Here is a 17408-nt window from a genome sequence, read left to right as displayed (position 1 = left end):
TCAGCTCGGTGATCTCTGGGCGGGGCGCCTCAGACGTTCGGGACTCCGGCGCCTCAGCGGAGCGCCAGGTCGACCTTCTGGAAGGACTTCACGTCGGTGTATCCGCACTTGGCCATCGCGCGGCGCAGGCCGCCGACCAGGTTCTCCCGGCCCGACGCACTGGTCGAGGGGCCGTGCAGGAGGGTCTCCAGGCTCGGGCGCTCGCCGGTGTAGGTCGGGCGCGAGACGACGCCGCGCGGGAAGCGCGGGTGCGCGGCCACGGACGGCCAGTAGTAGCCCCCGGCCGGGGTCTCGGCGGCCGGGGCGAGCAGCTCACCGGCGGCCACGGCGTCGGCACCGCAGGCGATGGCCTTGGCGACGTCGCCGGAGCTCTCGATCTCGCCGTCGGCGATGATGTGCACGTAGCGCCCGCCGGTCTCGTCGAGGTAGTCGCGGCGCGCGGCGGCGGCGTCGGCGATGGCGGTGGCCATCGGGGCCTCGATGCCCAGCGCCGCCGAGGAGGTGTTCACGCCGGAGCCGACGATGACGCCGGCGGCGCCGGTGCGCATCAGGTGCAGCGCGGTGGTGTAGTCGGTCACGCCGCCGGCGATGACCGGCACGTCGAGGGAGCCGATGAACTCCTTGAGGTTGAGCGGCTCACCGCCCCGGGCGACGTGCTCGGCGGAGATGATGGTGCCCTGGATGATCAGCAGCTCGGCGCCGGCCTTGATCACGTGCGGGGCGAACTCGCGGACGTTCTGCGGGCTGACGCGCACGGCGACGGTGGCGCCGGAGGCGCGGACCTCGCCGATGCGCTCGGCGAGCAGGTCGAAGTCGACCGGGGCCGAGTGCAGCTCCTGGAGCACCCGGTTGGCGGCCGGGGTGTCCACGCCCTCGCCCTCGGATTCCTCCGCGGCGGCGGTCACGCGGGCGATCGCGCCGTCGAGGTCGGCCTGGCGGCCCCACAGGCCCTCGGCGTTGATGACGCCGAGGCCGCCCTGGCGGTCCATCTCGATGACGAACTCGGGCCCGGCCAGCGAGTCGGTCGGGTGCGACATCACCGGGATGTCGAAGGTGTAGGCGTCGATGTGCCAGGTGGTGTCGGTCTCCTTCGAGGAGCGGGTGCGCCGGGAGGGCACGATCGAGATGTCGCGCAGGTGGTAGGTGCGGCGGGCCTCTCGCCCGATGCCGATTTCGGCGTAGTCACGCATTGGGTATTTCCTCATCTCAGGGGACGACGAACGGCGGTTGTGCGCACAAGAGTTTACTCGCGGCGGCCGCACCGGGGCCAGACGGGGCGAACGGCGCACTGCGGGGTGCGGGCGGCGGAGCCGCCCACACGGCGGCGCCGCGCGGTACCCGCCCACGGCGGCCGACGGGACGTCGTCAAGCACGGGCCCGGGCACACGGAAGGGGCGCACCCCGGGTGACACCCGCGGTACGCCCCTGCCCCGCTGTCTCAGCGGACCCGGCGACTAGTGGTAGTTCGGCGCCTTGACGGTCTGCTGGATGTCGTGCGGGTGGCTCTCGCGCAGGCCCGCGCCGGTGATCTGGACGAAGCGGGCGTCGTGCAGCGCGGTGATGTTCGCCGAGCCGGTGTAGCCCATCGCGGCGCGCAGCCCGCCGACGAGCTGGTGGGTGATCGCGTCGATGCCGCCGCGGAACGGCACGCGGCCCTCGACGCCCTCCGGGACCAGCTTGTCCTCGCTCTTGACGTCGGCCTGGAAGTAGCGGTCCTTCGAGTAGGAGCGCTTCTCGCCGGTCAGGCCGCGGCCCTGCATGGCGCCCATCGACCCCATGCCGCGGTAGCGCTTGTACTGCTTGCCGCCCACGACGACGATGTCGCCCGGCGCCTCGGCGGTGCCGGCGAGCATGGAGCCGAGCATGACGGAGTCCGCGCCGGCGGCCAGGGCCTTGGCGATGTCGCCGGAGAACTGCATGCCGCCGTCGGCGATGATCGGCACGCCGGTGCCCTTCAGGGCGGCGGAGGCCTCGAGGATGGCGGTGATCTGCGGGGCGCCCACGCCGGCGACGACGCGGGTGGTGCAGATCGAGCCCGGGCCGATACCGACCTTGACGGCGTCGGCGCCGGCCTCGTACATGGCCTTGGCGGCCTCGCGGGTGGCCAGGTTGCCGCCGACGACGTCGACGCGGTCGCCGAAGTCCTTCTTGACACGGGTGACCATCTCGAGCACGCGGTTGTTGTGGGCGTGCGCGGAGTCGACGACCAGCACGTCGACCTCGGCGTCGACCAGCTGGGCGGCGCGCTTGTAGGAGTCCTCGCCGGTGCCGATGCCCGCGGCGACGAGCAGGCGGCCGGAGGCGTCCTTGGAGGCGTTCGGGTACTGCTCGGTCTTGACGAAGTCCTTGACCGTGATCAGGCCGGTCAGCTTGCCGTCCGGGTCGACGATCGGCAGCTTCTCGACCTTGTTGGCGCTCAGCAGCTGCAGCGCCTGCTCCTTGGTCACGCCCGAGGGGGCGACCACGAGCGGCATCGGGGTCATGACCTCGGCGACCTTGCGCTTCATGTCCGGCTCGAAGCGCATGTCGCGGTTGGTGCAGATGCCCACGAGCACGCCCTCGGCGTCGACGACGGGCAGGCCCGAGATGTGGAAGCGGGCGCACAGGGCGTCGACCTCCTCGAGGGTCATCCCGGGGGTGCAGGTCACCGGGTCGGTGACCATGCCGGACTCCGAGCGCTTGACCGTCTCGACCTGCTCGGCCTGCTCCTCGGCCGACAGGTTGCGGTGCAGCACGCCGATGCCGCCCTGGCGCGCCATCGCGATGGCCATGCGCGACTCGGTGACGGTGTCCATGGCCGCCGAGGCGACCGGCATGCCCAGCCGGATGTTGCGCGTGAACTGCGCGGAGGTGTCCACCTCGGAGGGGATGACGTTGGACTCCGCCGGCAGCAGCAGCACGTCATCGAAGGTCAGCCCGTTGAGCAGGACCTTGTTCGGGTCGTCTCCGCCGGTGAATACGCGCTCCTGGGTCATCTTCTTCGGTCTCCTCACTTGTGCGATCGCTCCCGGTCACCACCACGACAATGGCGGTACTCCCCGTCACTTTAGTGCGGAAACGCCAGGCGGGGGTCATTGCCCTCGGCAGGCGCTCTCAATAGGATCGGGCGTTGTGAACTTTGACCATCAGATGCCCCTCGACCCGTTCGCCGACGACCCGAACGACCCCGCGTCGTTCCTGACCGAGGACGAACCCGTCGAGCCGATCTCCGACGAGGAGCGCGCCGCCATCGAGCGCGACCTGGCGCTGGTCAAGGACTTCCGCCGCGTGCTCGAGCCGCGCGGGGTGCGCGGCATCGTCTTCTTCTGCGAGGACTGCGAGATCTACCACTACTTCGACTGGGCGATCCTGGCGGCCAACATGCGCGCCACGCTGCGCGAGACCGTCAGCCCGGTCCACGAGCCGGGCGCGCAGCCCGACGTCGACGCCTACGTCACCTGGGACTACGCCCTCGGCTACATCGACGGCGTGCGCGGCATCTGAATTTCCGACGGCGCGCGCGTGCGGCGGCGCGCGTGACACGCACCGTGGGGTGGGGTACGCGCCGCCGGGGGGCGGCGCGCGGCGTCGGCGATCGCGCGGCAGGCGCGCTAGCTGCTGCCCTGGTTGCCGTCGCCCTGCCGGCCGGACGGCGACGGGGAGTCCGTCTCGGGGAGCAGCTGGATGGTCGTCGTCGGCGTCGGCTCGCTGGTCGGCTGCGAGGGCGGCTGCGGGGAGCCGCCGGGCACGGTGGTGGTGATCACGACGGTGCTGGTCTCGGTGACCGTCTCGGTGGACGCCTCCGGGCGGGTGGGCTCGCTCGACTTCGCGGAGGGCTTCTCCGGCTTCGAGGTCTCCGGGGTCTCGGTGACCTTCTCCGAGATCGTGCGCTCGAGGCGCTCGGTGGCGGTCTCGGCCGTGCGGCCCTCCATGCCGGCGATGAGTTCGCGGGCCTCGAGCAGCAGGCGGCGGGCGGTCTCCTCGTCGCCGCTGTTGCTCGCCGCCTCCATCTGGTCGAGGGTGCCGGCGAGCTCGACGAGCGCCTGCTGGTCCTGGCCGCGGTCCAGCACGCCGGTGGCGTTGAGCGCGAGGCCGCTGCAGGCGATGAGCATGGTCGCGGCGGCCGCGCCGACCAGGCCGGCGAGCCACGGGCGGCCGCGGCGACGCTCGGAGAGGTCGGTGACCGCGGCGTGCCGGCCGCCGGTGGGCGTGCCCGAGGCGCGGCCTGCGCCGGCGGACGCGGCGGCGCCGGTCGCACAGGCGGCGCCGGACGCACGGGTGGCGCCGTCGGCGTCGTCGGCGCCGGAACCGGCGAGGAAGACGGGCGCGGGCGGCGCGTCCGAGCGGACCTCGTCGCGCAGGTCCGCGAGCATGCGGGTCAGCTCGTCGGAGCCCTCCGCACCGGCGCCGAGCGCGTCGAGGAGCCGATCCTCCTCGCGCACCGCGTCCAGCTCTCGCTCAGCCATTGATCTCTCCCTGTTTTTCAATCAGCGTGCGCAGACGTTTCATCGCACGGAACTGGGCCACCCGAACCGCACCGGGGGTGCTGCCGACGATCTCGGCGGTCTCGTCCGCCGAGAGGCCGACCATCACGCGCAGGATCACGATGTCACGGGCCCTCTCGCCCAGTGAATCGAGAAGCGCGCGCACTCTGTTACCGCCGTCGGCGGCGAGCACCGCGGCCTCGGGTCCCTCGGCGTGTCCGCCGGTCTCGGGGACCTCCTCGGTGGGCACCGAGTGGTCGCGGGCCATGGCGCGGTGGGCGTCGGCGACCTTGTTGAAGGCGATGCCGTAGACGAAGGCCATGAACGGCCGTCCGCGGTCGCGGTAGCGGCTGATCGAGTTGGCCACCGCCAGGCAGACCTCCTGGGCGACGTCCTCGGCCGTCGGCGCGCGGCCGCCTCCGATGCGGGCGCGCGCGTAGCGCAGCACCTGCGGGTGGATCAGCCGGATGATCTCGCGCAGTGCCCGGCGGTCACCGGAGACCGCGTCCGGCACGAGCCGTCGCAGTTCTTCGTCGGTGTCACTCACGGCGTCAGGGGGATCTCTCTACGTGTCACGGAAAAAGGCGGGGCGTCCGGGGCCGGACCGGGCCGGGCGGGGGACGCGCCGCGGACAGGGGTCGCACAGCATCGTAGCGCGGGAGCGCGGGCGACCGTCAGCCAGTCGGGGACTTTCTGCCACCCCTCCCCCAGGCGTGGGCAGGACGAAAGAATTAACCCATCGTTAATCTTTTACGTTTATGCAGCTCAACGACGTGCGATTCCGGGAGGGCATCTTGTTTCCACAGTTCAGCTACCGGGCGGCCACTTTTCGTTCACCGAGCCTGTTTTAACTGCGTCTGGTAACGCGGCCACGAGAGTTCACGAGGAGATAGTCGATGTCACAGCCCCACCTGCTGCCCGGTCCGAACGCGGATTTCTGGGACTGGCAGCTGCACGGAGCATGCCGCGGTAAGGACTCGGACGTTTTCTACCACCCGGACGGTGAGCGGGGTCGGGCGCGCGCCCGCCGCGAGAACCGCGCCAAGGCCATCTGCCACACCTGCCCGGTCATCGACGCCTGCCGCGAGCACGCGCTGTCCGTCGGTGAGCCCTACGGCATCTGGGGTGGCATGAGCGAGTCCGACCGCATGCTCTACCTGCGCCGCGAGAGCGTCCGCGTCTGAGGCGCGCAGGTCGCGCCCCGACGCCCGCGGGTTGAGTCACCGCGGCGTCGGGGCGCTGACTGACCACGACAAGGCCCGCCCCCTCTCTCCTGAGGGGACGGGCCTTGTCGTTCGTCCGCGACGGCGGCGCGGTCACGCGCACCCGGCCGGTGACCCGGCCCGGGCGGCGCGGCCGTGTTCAGCCGCTAGTGCTGGTGGCCGTGGCCGGCGCCCTCGGCGGGCTCGGCCGGCTTGTTGACCACGGAGGCCTCCGTGGTCAGCACCATGCGGCCCACCGAACCGGCGTTGACCACCGCGTTGTGGGTGACCTTGACCGGGTCGATGATGCCGTCGTCGATGAGGTTGCCGTACTCGAGGGTCTGGGCGTTGAAGCCCTGACCGTTCGGCAGCTCGGCGGTGCGGGAGACGACCACGGCACCGTCCAGACCGGCGTTCTCGGCGATCCAGAAGGTCGGCTTGGTCAGCGCGTGGGCCAGCACGCGCACGCCGACGCGGGTGTCGCCGTCGAACTGCTCGGCGTACTCGTCGATCTCGCGGGAGATCTGGGTCAGCGCGGAGCCGCCGCCGGCGACGATGCCCTCCTGCACCGCGGCGCGCGCGGCGTTGATGGCGTCCTCGACGCGCAGCTTGCGCTCGGAGACCTCGGTCTCGGTCGCGGCGCCGACGCGCAGCACGGCCACGCCGCCGGACAGCTTCGCCAGGCGCTCCTCGGCCTTCTCCTTGTCCCAGGAGGAGTCCGTGGTCTCGATCTCGCGGCGGATCTGCGCGCGGCGGGACTCGACGTCGTCGGCGGAGCCGGCGCCGTCGACGATGACGGTCTCGTCCTTGGTGATGGTGACGCGGCGAGCGGCACCGAGCACCTCGGGGCCGGCCTCGGCCAGGGAGATGCCCAGGTCCGGGTCGACGACGGTGGCGCCGGTGACCACGGCCAGGTCATCCATGAAGGCCTTGCGGCGCTCGCCGAAGTACGGGGACTTCACGGCGGCGACCTTGAGGGTCTTGCGGATGGCGTTGACCACCAGGGCCTGCAGGGCCTCGCCCTCGACGTCCTCGGCGATGATCAGGGCCTGCTTGCCGGAGTCGGCGATCTTCTCCAGGATCGGCAGGAAGTCCGGCAGGGAGGAGATCTTGTTGCGCACCAGCAGCACGACGGCGTCGTCGAGCACGGCCTGCTGCGCCTCGGTGTCGGTGATGAAGTAGGGCGACAGGTAGCCCTTGTCGAAGGAGACGCCCTCGGTGACCTCCAGCGAGGACTCCATGGACTGGCTCTCCTCGACGGTGACCACACCGTCGCGGCCGACCTTCTCCATGGCCCCGGCGACCATCTCGCCGACGCGCTCGTCGCGCGAGGAGACGGTGGCGACCTGGGCGACGGCCTTGGCGTCGGCGACGTCGGTGGCACGCTCGCGGAGCAGCTCGACGGTCTTCTCGACACCGGCGCGGATGCCGGCGCCGAGCTCGAGCGGGTTCGCGCCCGCGGCGACGTTGCGCAGGCCCTCGCTGATGATGGCGCGGGCCAGCAGGGTGGCGGTGGTGGTGCCGTCACCGGCGTTGTCGTTGGTGCGGATCGCGACGTCCTTGACCAGCTGGGCGCCGAGGTTCTCGAAGGGGTCCTCGACGTCGATCTCGCGGGCGATCGTCACGCCGTCGTTGGTGACGGTGGGGCCACCGAAGGCCTTGTCCAGCACGACGTTGCGGCCGCGCGGGCCCAGGGTGACCTTGACGGCGTCGGCCAGGGTGTCGACGCCGCGCAGGATGCCCTCACGGGCCTCCTGGTCGAATGCGATGAGCTTCGCCATAAAAGAGGACCTCCCTTACTTGCCGACGACCGCGAGCACGTCGCGGGCGGAGAGGATCAGATAGTCCTCGCCGTCGTACTTGATCTCGGTGCCGCCGTAACGCGAGAAGATGACGGTGTCGCCCTCCTTGACGTCCACGGGCACGCGGTTGCCCTCGTCGTCGAAGCGGCCCTTGCCGACGGCGATGACGGTGGCCTCCTGCGGACGCTCCTTGGCGGTGTCCGGGATGACCAGGCCGGACTTGGTGGTGGTCTCGGCCTCGTTGATCTGGACCAGGATGCGGTCCTCGAGCGGGGTGATGTTGACGTTTGCCACTGTCATTCCTCCATTGCTGAAAGTTTCGTTCAAAGCCGGTCGCGGAAGTGAGGCACAGCCGCCGTCGCGGGTGGACAACTGTGTGTCCGTCAACCTGTTTGGCACTCTACCCCCGTGAGTGCCAGCATTCAACAACCACAACTGCCAGCGCCGGGGCGCCGGCGGAGCGGCGAAGGCCCGCACCCCGCGAGGTCGCGGGAGGCGGGCCGGAGGTCGGGTGCGCGCGGCGGTCAGTTGGCGAGGTTGAGCACCGCGGCGCGCCAGAGGGCGAAGTCCTCGGGCTCGTCCTCGCGGTAGGCCTCGACGGCGCGCACGGCGTCGTCGACGCGGGCGACGGTGTCGTCGTCGATGTCCTCGCCGTCGGCGCCGACGAAGAGCACCGGACCGCTGATGGCGCGGGTCGGGTCGGGCAGGAAGGCGGAGTTGCCGGTCGCGGCCTCGTTGCGGGCCAGGGAGGCCACGGGGTTGGGCTCGGCACCGGCGGCCGCGGCGCCGGCGCTGTAGAGCGCGGCGTAGACGTCGCCCTCCTCCTGGAAGACGACGGAGACCCGGCCGTCGACCGGGCCGCCGAGCAGTTCGGCGGCGTCGTCGAGTTCGAAGTCGACGACGCGGTGGGAGAGGTCAGGCTGCACCAGCAGGCCACGGGTCATGGGGTCCTCCATCGGGTCGGTACGGGCCGAAGTCAGGCTCACGCTAACCCGGATCCGATGTTTCCGCAGCGCAGGCCACCTTTCGTTCACCGCGCCGACGCCGCGGGTTCACCGCACGTCGGTGCGTGCGGCCCCTCGCACAGACCCGCCGTGCCCCTCAGCCCGCCACGAGCGGGGTGTCCACCTCGAGCGAGGTGTCCGTGCCCACCGCGTAGCCCGAGGGCTGCGCCCCACCGTGGATGAGCTTGGCCGCCAGCGTGGCGATCATCAGCCCGTTGTCGGTGCACAGCTTCGGCTCGGGCACCCGCAGCGCGATCCCGGCCGCCGCGCACCGCCGGCCGGCGAGCTCGCGCAGCCGCGAGTTGGCCGCCACTCCCCCGCCGAGCAGCAGCGTGTCCGCCCCGGTGTCCTGGCAGGCGCGCACGGCCTTGAAGGTCAGCACGTCGCAGACGGCCTCCTGGAAGGAGGCGCACACGTCGGCCACGCGCACGGTGCGCCCCTCGCGCTCTGCGGCCTCGACGTGGCGGGCCACGGCGGTCTTGAGCCCGGAGAAGGAGAAGTCGTGGCGGTGGCCGTGCTCCTCGTCGCGGGCGCGCATCAGCCCGCGCGGGAAGGCGATCGCCTCCGGGTCGCCGTCGCGCGCGGCGTTGTCGATGGCCGGCCCACCCGGGTAGCCCAGGCCGAGCAGGCGGGAGACCTTGTCGTAGGCCTCGCCGGCGGCGTCGTCGAGCGTGGAGCCTAGCTCGCGCACCGGCAGCCCGTCGGAGCCGACCTCGAGCAGCTGCGTGTGCCCGCCGGAGACCAGCAGCGCGACGGCGTGGCCCAGCCCGCCCTCGCCGGTCAGCGAGCCGACGGCGACGTGCCCGCCGAGGTGGTTGACCCCGTAGAAGGGCACGCCCCAGGCCGCCGCGTAGGCCTTCGCGGCCGAGGCGCCGACCAGGAGCGCCCCGGCCAGGCCCGGCCCGACGGTGGCGGCCACCGCGTCCGGGCGCCCGATGCCGGCCTCCTCCAGCGCCGCGCGCATGACGGGCACGACGGCCTCGAGGTGGGCGCGCGAGGCGATCTCCGGCACCACACCGCCGAAGCGGGCGTGCTGCGTCATCGACGAGGCGACCTGGTCGGCCAGGACCGTCACCGTGCCGTCGTCGTTCAGGCGCACCACGCCGACGCCGGTCTCGTCGCAGGAGGACTCCACACCCAGGATGATCATGCGCTCAAGGTTACCGAGCCGGTCAAACGGCCCCGGACGCGCCGTCCCCGCGCACGGTCACCGGCGCGCGCGGCGCGCCGTCTCAATTTCCGACGCCCGCGCGGCGCATCGTGTACGCGTCCGCCCCCGAGGGCTGGTAATAACCGCGGCGCACACCGATGCGTTCGAAGCCGAGCGACTCGTAGAGCCCGATGGCCGGGGCGTTGTCCGTGCGCACCTCGAGGAAGACCGGACCGCCGAATCGGTCGGCCTCCGCGAGCAGCACGTCCATCAGCCCACGGCCGAGCCCACGGCCCTGGAACCCCGGGTCCACGCCCACGGTGTGCACCTCGAACTCCGGGTCGCGCAGGGGCCCGGCGATGCCGAGGCCCGCGTAGCCGACGAGCAGCCCGTCGATCTCGCAGCCGACGTAGATCGTCGAGCGCGCCGCGAACTCCTCGCGGAAGGCCTGCTCCGGCCACGGGCTCTCGCCCGGGAAGAGGACGCGTTCCAGCTCCGCGCAGCGCACGGCGTCCCGGGTCTCGAGCCCGCGCCAGACCACGCCCCGGGCCGCGTCGCCCGCGGCGCTCTCAGTGCCGCCGCCGGCGGCGTCCCCGCACCCGGCGGCGCCGGAACCGCCGGCGCCGCCGGGCGCGACGTCGTCAATCGGGCCGCCGCTCACGGGCGCAGCGCCGGGGAGACGCGCACCGTCGGCGCGACGGCGTCCGGGCGGCGCAGGTAGATGGGCCGGAACTCGACCTCGGGCGCGGTGACCAGGCCGGCCGGCTCCGGGTAGAGCTCGACGAGCTCGGCGTCGCCGGTCTCCGGCAGCTTCTCGGCCAGCGTGTCCGGCGCGCTGACGACCGCCAGGCCCGCGGGCAGCGGCAGGTCGGCCGGGGCGCAGACCTCGGGGCCGGCGGTGCGGGCGCCGGCGGCGTCGTAGGTGGCCCAGTAGGCCTCGCGGCGCCGCGCGTCGGAGACGACGAGCGCGACCCGCCCGCTCAGGCGCGGCGAGCGCGCCACGGCGTCCAGGGAGCAGACCCCGCGCAGGGGCACGCCCAGGGCGTCGGCGGTCGCGGCGGCGGTGGCCATGCCGACGCGCAGGCCGGTGAAGGGGCCCGGGCCGCAGCCGCAGACCACCCGGTCGATGTCGGCGTAGTTCAGGCCCGCCTCGGCGAGCACCTCGGCGATGGTCGGCACGAGCAGCTCGTTGTGGCGCCGGGCGTCGTCGAGCACGCGGGCGGCGCGCACGACGGGCGCGGGGCGGGCGGCGTCGGAGACCCCGTCGACGAGTCCGACGACGAGGCGGGCGGTTGAGGTGTCCAGGGCGAGCGTTGTCACACGCGCAACCCTACTGCCCCGCCTGGATCAGACGAGCAGCAGGACCAGCAGCTGGCCCGCGATGATCTTGCCGACCATGCCCGTCGGGTAGACGGTGGCGTAGCCGCGGGCGGCCAGCTCGGTGCCCGTCTGCTCGTTGAGGTAGGAGATCACGGCCGGGTTGGTCGACGCACCGGCGGCGACACCCATCGCCTCGTCCCAGGTCAGGTGCAGCAGCCACATGCCGACCGCAGCGCTGACGAGGTAGACCACGACGGTGACCAGGAAGCCGGCGCCGATGTAGTAGAGGCTCGAGGCGTCGGTCAGCGCGTCGCGGAAGCCCGCGCCGGCGGTGGTGCCCACGCCGGCCAGGAAGATCGACAGACCGAGCGTGGAGAGCGTGCGGTTGGCGTGGTACGGGATCTGCCAGTTGATGCCGCCGGTGCGGGTGAGCGCGCCGAGGATCAGGCCGGCGATGATCGGGCCGCCGCCGAAGCCCAGGGAGAGCACCGAGCCGCCGGGCAGCGGGATCGGGATCGCGCCGATGAGCAGACCGGCGAGCAGGCCCAGGGCGAAGGGCAGCAGGTTCAGGTCCGCCAGGGAGCGCTCGGAGTCGCCGAAGAAGCGGTTGACCTCCGGCAGGCGCTCCGGGGTGGTGACCACGCGCACGCGGTCGGAGTAGTTGAGCACCAGGTCGTCGCTCGGTGCGATGTCGGAGTCGCCGCGGCGCACGCGCGCGATGGTGAAGCCGTGGGCGACGGTGTCGAGCTCGCCGACGGTCTTGCCGGCGACGTTCGGGTTGGACAGCGTCAGGCGGCGGAACATCAGCCCGGAGCTCTCCAGGGACATCGGCACGGCCTCGCCGAGGACGGCCTCGGCGGCGTTGAGGGCTTCCTCGGTGCCGTTGAGCACCACGACCATGCCGGGCTCGACCGGGCGGTCCGGGTCGGCCAGGGTGTGGGTGCCGTCGGGCAGCTGCAGGCGGGTCGCCGAGACGGGCTGGTCGGCGACGACGGGCAGGTCGCGGATCGCGCCGCTGATGCCGCTGCGCAGGGAGATCGCGCGCCACTGCACGGGCGCGACGATCAGGCCCTCCTTGCGGGCGTCTGCGACGTGGTCGACCTTGAGGATCGCCGAGCCGGCCGCCGCGATGACGATGGCGGCGATGACCGCACCCGGGTAGGCCAGCGAGTAGCCGACGACCACGTCCGCGCCCTGGGAGGCGTCGAGCATGTCGACGATGGCGGCCATGGCCGGCGTCGAGGTCAGGGCACCGGCGAACATGCCCGAGCCCTTGATCGGGTCGAGCCCGAAGCCGCTGACCAGTGCGTAGGTCAGGCCGACGAGCGCCAGCAGGAAGACCGCCAGGAAGGCGTTGAGCTTCCAGCCGCGCGAGAGGAAGGAGGCGAAGAACTCGCGCCCCGCGGTCAGGCCGATCGCGTAGACGAACAGCGCCAGGCCCAGCTGGTAGACGAGGGTGGGCAGGCTGATCTCCGGGTTCATCGCGCTGAGGCCCAGAGCGACGAAGAGGACCGCGGAGGCGCCGAGCGCCAGGCCCGCGACCTTGATCTTGCCGACCGCCAGACCCACCGCGAGGATCAGGAACATCGCGATGAGGGGTTGATCGGCCAGGAAATCTAGCACTGCCACGGGCTCCAGGGCTCCTTCACTCGGCGGGCATTACCGGTTGCGATTGTGCCCGGGAACGCCCGGTTAGGCAACAAAATGAATGTGCACCTACGCCGACGCCCGGGCCTGCCCCCGGATGGGGCGGGCCCGGGCGTGACAGCCTGTGCTCAGGCGGGCGTCAGGTGGTTCCCACCGTGGGCGGCGGACATGCCGGCGGGGCTACTCCGAGACCTCGAAGAGGCGCTGCCCGACCATCGAGTCGTCCTCGCGCAGACCGCCGGGGATGATGAACATGCCCTTGCCGATGTGCTGGAGGTACTCGGTCATCTGGTCGTCGTACATGGCCTTCAGCTGCGGGATGAAGTTGGTCGCGGGGTTGCGCACGAAGGCGATGAAGAACAGCCCGGCGTTGAGCCGGCCGAACTTGGTCAGCCCCTCCGTGTAGTTGTAACCGCGCCGCAGCATCCGCGCGCCGCCGTGGTGGGACGGGTGGACCTTGGCCACGTGGCTGGTCGGGTCGATCAGCGGCTCGCCGTCCTCGCCGGTCTTCTCGAAGTCCGGGTCGGTGAACTCGTCGCCGCCCGACTTGGGCGCGCCCTTGAGCTTGTCGCGGCCGATGATCGTCTCCTGCTCGGAGAGGATCAGCTCGTCCCAGACCTCCATCATCATCTGGATCTTGCGGAAGCAGAGGTACGAGCCGCCCGCGGCCCAGTCGCCGGCGTCGTCGTCGGGCTGGATCCACAGGTGCTTGTCCAGCTCCTCGTCGGTGTCCTCCGTCTTGATGTTGGAGGTGCCGTCCTTGAAGCCGAAGAAGTTGCGCGGGGTCTCCTGCTCCGTCGAGGTCGAGGAGGTGCGCCCGTAGCCGAGCTGCATCCACTTCACCGAGGCGGTGCCGAAGGCGATGCGCTTGAACTGGTGCATCGCGTGCAGGACCACCATCGGGTCCTCACCGCAGATCTGCACGAGCAGGTCGCCGTTGCAGATGGACTCGTCCATCTTCTCGGCGGCCATGCGCGGCATGCCGTCCTTGAGCACCTGCGGGCAGTGGGCGGCCAGGCCGAAGCGGTCGCCGTCCTCGGGGTGCTCGAACAGGGTCGCGCCGAAGCCGAAGGTGATGGTCAGGGCACCGGTGCCCAGGCCCATCGCCTCACCGGTGTCGTCCGGCGGCACGTCGTCGCGCGCCTTCGGGTCGTTGACCGGCTCGCCGGCCTGCATGCGCTCGGCCGCCAGGGTCCAGTCCTCGAGCAGCTGCCTGAGGTCCTCGCGCCGCCCGGCCGTCATGTCGAAGGCCACGGCGATCATCTGCTGCTGCGCCGGGGTGACGATGCCGGACTGGTGCTCGCCGCGGAAGGGCACCACCTCGTCGGAGGCGGGGCCGTCCGCGGTGGCCCGGGCGGTGCCGTAGCCCGCGCCGAACCCGGCCAGGCCGAGCGCGGCGCCGGCGCCGATGCCGCCCATGAGCATCGTGCGCCGGTTGACGGTGAAGCTGTCTGACTTCCCGGCGTCGGCGGCCCCGGCGGCGGACGCGCCCTGGGCGCCCGCACCGTCAGTGCCGTCGGTGCCGTTCAGGCCGGGGTTGTCCTGCGTGCCGGTCACGACAGGATGGCCTCCGTCAGCTTGGCCAGCGGCACGCGCAGGGCGTCGACCTTGTCGGCGAGCTCGCGGGTCTGCTGGTCGTTGAGGGTGTCGTAGTAGACGTAGCCGTCACCCTCCTTGTACTTCGCCAGCTCGTCCTTGAGGTCACCGATGCGCTGGTTGATCTGCTCGGTCAGCTCCGGGTCCTTCTTCTTCGCCAGGGCCTCGACGTTGCCGAAGGCGACCTCCGCGCCCTCCAGGTTGGCCTGGAAGTCCCACAGGTCGGTGTGGCTGAAGTGCTCCTCCTCACCGGTGATCTTGGTGGTGGCGACCTCCTCGAGCAGCGAGATGGCGCCGTTGGAGATGTCGTCGATGTTCACCTCGAAGTCGTCGGCGTAGACGAGGTCGTAGAGCTCCTGCGTGTCGGCGACCAGCTTGTCGGCGTACTTCTCGCGGTCGGCCTGGCTGAAGGGCTGGTAGGCCTTGCCGTCGTTGTCCTCGGGCTTGGGCTGCCAGAGGTCCTTCTCGATGACGTGCCAGCCGGTCCACTCGCGGTCGGCGGTGTCGTCGGCCTCCTGGTAGTCGGCCTCGCGCTCGTCGAGGGCCGGGTCGATGTCGCCGAAGGCCTCGGCGGTCGGCTCGATGCGCTCGTAGAACATGCGGGCCGGGGCGTACTGGGCGCGGGCGGCGTCGTCGTCGCCGGCCTTGTAGGCCTCGGCGAAGTTCTTGGTGGCCTCGAGCAGCTGACCGGACTGGTCGCGGATGTAGGCCTCGTACTGCTTGACGCCCTCGTCGATGGCGGCCTGGTCGTCGGCGGCCAGCTCGACGGCGTCACCGGTGACGGTGAACTCGCGGGCGTCGACCAGGGAGCCGACCATGTTCTTCTTGCAGGCGGTGTAGTAGGTGCCCGGCTCGAGGAGCACGGTGAAGTCGCGGGTGGTGCCCGGCCCGAGGTTCTCCAGCTCGCCGACGATGCGCAGCTTGTCCTCGGCGAGGACCTCGAACTCGTTCTTGGCGGGGCCCTTGTTGTTCAGGGTGAACTTCACCTGGCCGGAGTTCGCCTCGCTGACGGCGACGTCGCAGGTGGTGTCGTCGATCTCGACGGCAATCGGGTCGCCGGAGCCGGCGGCGTCGGTGCCGGAGGAGGCGCCGTCGTCGTTGGCCACACACCCGGCGAGGGCCGCGGGCAGCACGAGCGCGGCGGCGCCCACGGAGATAATGCGTCGGTTCATTACTGTTCTTCCTTTCGGGAGGACGCGTGCGCGGCTGCCGGGTCCGACCCGGGATTTCCGACGCCCGCGGCGGTCGCCGGGGCGGGCCCGGAACCGTCGGCGGGGGCGTCGCCCTCGGGGCCGTGCCCCGGGTGCTCGGCACGCTTCACGGCACGCCGGGTGCCGCGGATGTTGATGATGAAGATCGGCAGGACGATGACCAGGTAGACCACCCAGCCGATGACCTGCAGGTAAGTCGGGGCGAGGTTGAGGTTGAACATCGCCTCGAGAAGGACGAACCAGACCGTGTCCGGGGAGAGCCCCGGGATCGAGCCGTCGAAGTAGCCGGTGATGTCGTAGGCCGGCACGCCCCAGCCCGGCAGCACGGAGGCCTCCTGGAGGTCACCGATGCCGTAGGAGACGATGCCCGCGGCCACGAAGATGAGCAGCAGGCCGGTGATCTGGAAGAACACCGACAGGTTGATCCGGGCGGTGCCGCGGTAGACCAGCCAGCCGATGAAGACGGCGACGATCAGGCCGGTCAGCACGCCGACGGAGGGCTGCCAGAAGCCGCCGTCGGTGGTCGCCTTGACGGTGGCCCACACGAAGACGGCGGTCTCGACGCCCTCACGGCCGACCGAGAGGACGGCCAGCCAGACGATCCCCCAGCCGGAGGAGTCGCCGGCGAGCGCGGCGTCGGCCTTGCCGGTGATGTCGGCGCCCATCTTCTTGCCGTTCTTGCCCATCCACAGGATCATCCCGGTGATCATGGCGACGGCGACGAGCGAGAGGGATCCGCCGAGGATCTCCTGCGCCTGGAAGGTCAGGGTGTAGGGGCCCCAGGTCATCAGGGCGCCGGCGGCCAGCGGCACGACGGCCGCGATGACCACGCCGACCCACATGCGGGGCAGGACGTCGGTGCGCCCGACCTTCTTCAGGTAGGCGACGAGGATGCCGACGATCAGGGCGGCCTCCACGCCTTCTCGCAGGGCGATCAGAAAGTTTGCGAGGAACACGTGGATCCCACCGCCTTTCGGTACCGCCGGTCCCCCGTTCCGGCGTCTCGTTCTCGAGAGACCTCAGGACCGGCGATCGTTAAGCCTAGGCTCACCTCCATCACATGACCACTACTTAATTAGTAGTTGACTCAATATGTATGCCCAGGCATGCCTAAGCCGCCCTTATTCGGGGGCATGCACCCCGCACCGGACATTCCGCGCCGTGCGCAGGGAGAATGCACGCCGCCCGACCGGATCCACCCGGCCACGGCTGCCCGGCCACGGCTGCCCGACCGGATCCACCCGGCCGGAGCCACGCGACCCCAGCCACCCGGCCACGGCTGCCCTACCGAGACCGCCCCCGGACACACGAGAGCCCGGACGCATCGACTGCGGCCCGGGCTCTGCGGTGGTGGTGCGCGGTGGTGGTGCGCGGAGAGTGCGCGGCAACCGGCGGGGCGCGCGCCGGCGCCGGTCCACGTGCGGATCAGTTGCGGATCAGTTGCGGATCAGAAGAGGTACTCGTGGTTGCGCGAGATCACCACGGCCGCGATCACCGCGACCCACACGAGGATGATCAGCCAGCGCCAGCGGTACAGCACGGTGTTGCCGCCGTAACTGCGCACGGTCTCGGAGGTGACCAGCACGAACAGCGGGATGGTCACCGCCCACACGACCATGCAGTACGGGCACAGCAGGCCGAGCACGAAGACGGAGTCGTAGAACATCCAGTGCACGAAGATCAGCGCGAGGGTGACACCGACCTGAATGAGGAACCAGAACCAGCCGGCGAAGACCGCACCCGCGGCCAGCGCCGCGCCGATGGCGGTCACGGCGGCGAAGCCTGCGACGCCGAACAGCGAGTTGGGGATGCCGCCGATGACGGCCGAGGAGTTCGAGCGCATCACCGAACCGCAGGAGAGCACGGCGTTGACGTCACAGCTGGCGACGTAGTCTTCGTCGGCGACGATGTGCAGGTACTCGACGGTGAGCACGAGCGCGGCGGCCAGGCCGACGGCTCCGAGCAGGAAGATCAGCCAGCCGAGGACGCGGTGGGGCTTGGTGAGCACGGGGA

General features: G+C 71.3%; 17 protein-coding genes. 2 read left to right on the top strand and 15 right to left on the bottom strand.

Going from position 1 to position 17408, the window contains the following annotated elements; all coding sequences use genetic code 11:
• Positions 1-53: 53 nt before the first annotated feature.
• The gene (locus CFRA_RS02390) at positions 54-1190 is read right to left on the bottom strand and encodes a GuaB3 family IMP dehydrogenase-related protein (RefSeq protein WP_075663295.1); all 1137 of its coding nucleotides are present in this window, start codon (positions 1188-1190) and stop codon (positions 54-56) included.
• A gap of 264 nt (positions 1191-1454) precedes the next feature.
• Entirely contained in the window at positions 1455-2975 is a 1521-nt protein-coding gene (gene guaB, locus CFRA_RS02385; RefSeq protein WP_075663294.1) for an IMP dehydrogenase, read from the bottom strand.
• A gap of 136 nt (positions 2976-3111) precedes the next feature.
• Between guaB and CFRA_RS02380 the strand changes: the two genes are divergently transcribed.
• Positions 3112-3483: a DUF5319 domain-containing protein gene (locus tag CFRA_RS02380; RefSeq protein ID WP_156887942.1), complete on the top strand. Its 372-nt coding sequence runs from the start codon at positions 3112-3114 to the stop codon at positions 3481-3483.
• Positions 3484-3590: 107 nt separating this feature from the next.
• On the opposite strand, the gene CFRA_RS02375 is transcribed toward CFRA_RS02380, so the two are convergent.
• Together CFRA_RS02375 and CFRA_RS02370 are read right to left on the bottom strand one after the other, a co-directional pair.
• A complete protein-coding gene (locus CFRA_RS02375) occupies positions 3591-4445 on the bottom strand; it encodes a hypothetical protein (protein WP_075663292.1) in 855 nt (284 codons plus the stop codon).
• The gene (locus CFRA_RS02370; protein ID WP_075663291.1) at positions 4438-5010 is read right to left on the bottom strand and encodes a sigma-70 family RNA polymerase sigma factor; all 573 of its coding nucleotides are present in this window, start codon (positions 5008-5010) and stop codon (positions 4438-4440) included. Before CFRA_RS02370 ends, CFRA_RS02375 begins: the two co-directional genes overlap by 8 nt.
• Positions 5011-5359: 349 nt before the next feature.
• Here CFRA_RS02370 and CFRA_RS02365 point away from each other — a divergent pair, with 349 nt between their 5' ends.
• Positions 5360-5647, top strand: a complete 288-nt coding sequence (locus tag CFRA_RS02365; RefSeq protein WP_075663290.1) for a WhiB family transcriptional regulator — start codon at positions 5360-5362, stop codon at positions 5645-5647.
• A 185-nt stretch (positions 5648-5832) separates the two neighbouring features.
• Here CFRA_RS02365 and groL read toward each other — a convergent pair whose 3' ends face one another.
• From groL to CFRA_RS02310, 11 genes are all read right to left on the bottom strand, one after another.
• Positions 5833-7446, bottom strand: coding sequence for a chaperonin GroEL (gene groL, locus CFRA_RS02360; protein WP_075663289.1), 1614 nt, complete (start codon positions 7444-7446; stop codon positions 5833-5835).
• Between the two features lie 15 nt (positions 7447-7461).
• Positions 7462-7761 carry a co-chaperone GroES gene (gene groES, locus CFRA_RS02355; RefSeq protein WP_075663288.1) on the bottom strand — a complete coding sequence of 100 codons (300 nt, stop codon included), beginning with the start codon at positions 7759-7761 and terminating at the stop codon, positions 7462-7464.
• A gap of 230 nt (positions 7762-7991) precedes the next feature.
• Entirely contained in the window at positions 7992-8411 is a 420-nt protein-coding gene (locus CFRA_RS02350) for a hypothetical protein (protein ID WP_075663287.1), read from the bottom strand.
• A 157-nt stretch (positions 8412-8568) separates the two neighbouring features.
• Complete coding sequence (gene tsaD / locus CFRA_RS02345; RefSeq protein WP_075663286.1) at positions 8569-9621, bottom strand: tRNA (adenosine(37)-N6)-threonylcarbamoyltransferase complex transferase subunit TsaD; 1053 nt, start codon at positions 9619-9621, stop codon at positions 8569-8571.
• An 82-nt stretch (positions 9622-9703) separates the two neighbouring features.
• Positions 9704-10162, bottom strand: a complete 459-nt coding sequence (gene rimI / locus CFRA_RS02340; RefSeq protein ID WP_075664816.1) for a ribosomal protein S18-alanine N-acetyltransferase — start codon at positions 10160-10162, stop codon at positions 9704-9706.
• A 116-nt stretch (positions 10163-10278) separates the two neighbouring features.
• A complete protein-coding gene (gene tsaB / locus CFRA_RS02335) occupies positions 10279-10941 on the bottom strand; it encodes a tRNA (adenosine(37)-N6)-threonylcarbamoyltransferase complex dimerization subunit type 1 TsaB (RefSeq protein WP_075663285.1) in 663 nt (220 codons plus the stop codon).
• A gap of 27 nt (positions 10942-10968) precedes the next feature.
• Positions 10969-12564 carry an aspartate:alanine exchanger family transporter gene (locus CFRA_RS02330; RefSeq protein ID WP_075663284.1) on the bottom strand — a complete coding sequence of 532 codons (1596 nt, stop codon included), beginning with the start codon at positions 12562-12564 and terminating at the stop codon, positions 10969-10971.
• A gap of 204 nt (positions 12565-12768) precedes the next feature.
• Positions 12769-14145: a Dyp-type peroxidase gene (locus tag CFRA_RS02325; RefSeq protein WP_245797636.1), complete on the bottom strand. Its 1377-nt coding sequence runs from the start codon at positions 14143-14145 to the stop codon at positions 12769-12771.
• A complete protein-coding gene (efeO, locus tag CFRA_RS02320) occupies positions 14142-15356 on the bottom strand; it encodes an iron uptake system protein EfeO (RefSeq protein WP_075663283.1) in 1215 nt (404 codons plus the stop codon). Before efeO ends, CFRA_RS02325 begins: the two co-directional genes overlap by 4 nt.
• A complete protein-coding gene (gene efeU, locus CFRA_RS02315) occupies positions 15356-16351 on the bottom strand; it encodes an iron uptake transporter permease EfeU (protein WP_075663282.1) in 996 nt (331 codons plus the stop codon). Before efeU ends, efeO begins: the two co-directional genes overlap by 1 nt.
• Before the next feature lie 491 nt (positions 16352-16842).
• Positions 16843-17403 carry a vitamin K epoxide reductase family protein gene (locus tag CFRA_RS02310; RefSeq protein ID WP_075663281.1) on the bottom strand — a complete coding sequence of 187 codons (561 nt, stop codon included), beginning with the start codon at positions 17401-17403 and terminating at the stop codon, positions 16843-16845.
• Positions 17404-17408 lie beyond the last annotated feature (5 nt).

It is taken from the genome of Corynebacterium frankenforstense DSM 45800, assembly GCF_001941485.1.
Taxonomy (GTDB): domain Bacteria; phylum Actinomycetota; class Actinomycetes; order Mycobacteriales; family Mycobacteriaceae; genus Corynebacterium; species Corynebacterium frankenforstense.
The sequence above is the reverse complement of the archived record's forward strand: the minus strand, read 5'-3'. Positions and strand labels throughout refer to the sequence as shown.

Coding starts and splice junctions, on each gene's coding strand:
- CFRA_RS02390 (WP_075663295.1), bottom strand. CDS start 1,190: ATGCGTGACTACGCCGAAATCGGCATCGGGCGAGAGGCCCGCCGCACC.
- guaB (WP_075663294.1), bottom strand. CDS start 2,975: ATGACCCAGGAGCGCGTATTCACCGGCGGAGACGACCCGAACAAGGTC.
- CFRA_RS02375 (WP_075663292.1), bottom strand. CDS start 4,445: ATGGCTGAGCGAGAGCTGGACGCGGTGCGCGAGGAGGATCGGCTCCTC.
- CFRA_RS02365 (WP_075663290.1), top strand. CDS start 5,360: ATGTCACAGCCCCACCTGCTGCCCGGTCCGAACGCGGATTTCTGGGAC.
- groL (WP_075663289.1), bottom strand. CDS start 7,446: ATGGCGAAGCTCATCGCATTCGACCAGGAGGCCCGTGAGGGCATCCTG.
- CFRA_RS02350 (WP_075663287.1), bottom strand. CDS start 8,411: ATGACCCGTGGCCTGCTGGTGCAGCCTGACCTCTCCCACCGCGTCGTC.
- tsaD (WP_075663286.1), bottom strand. CDS start 9,621: ATGATCATCCTGGGTGTGGAGTCCTCCTGCGACGAGACCGGCGTCGGC.
- efeO (WP_075663283.1), bottom strand. CDS start 15,356: ATGAACCGACGCATTATCTCCGTGGGCGCCGCCGCGCTCGTGCTGCCC.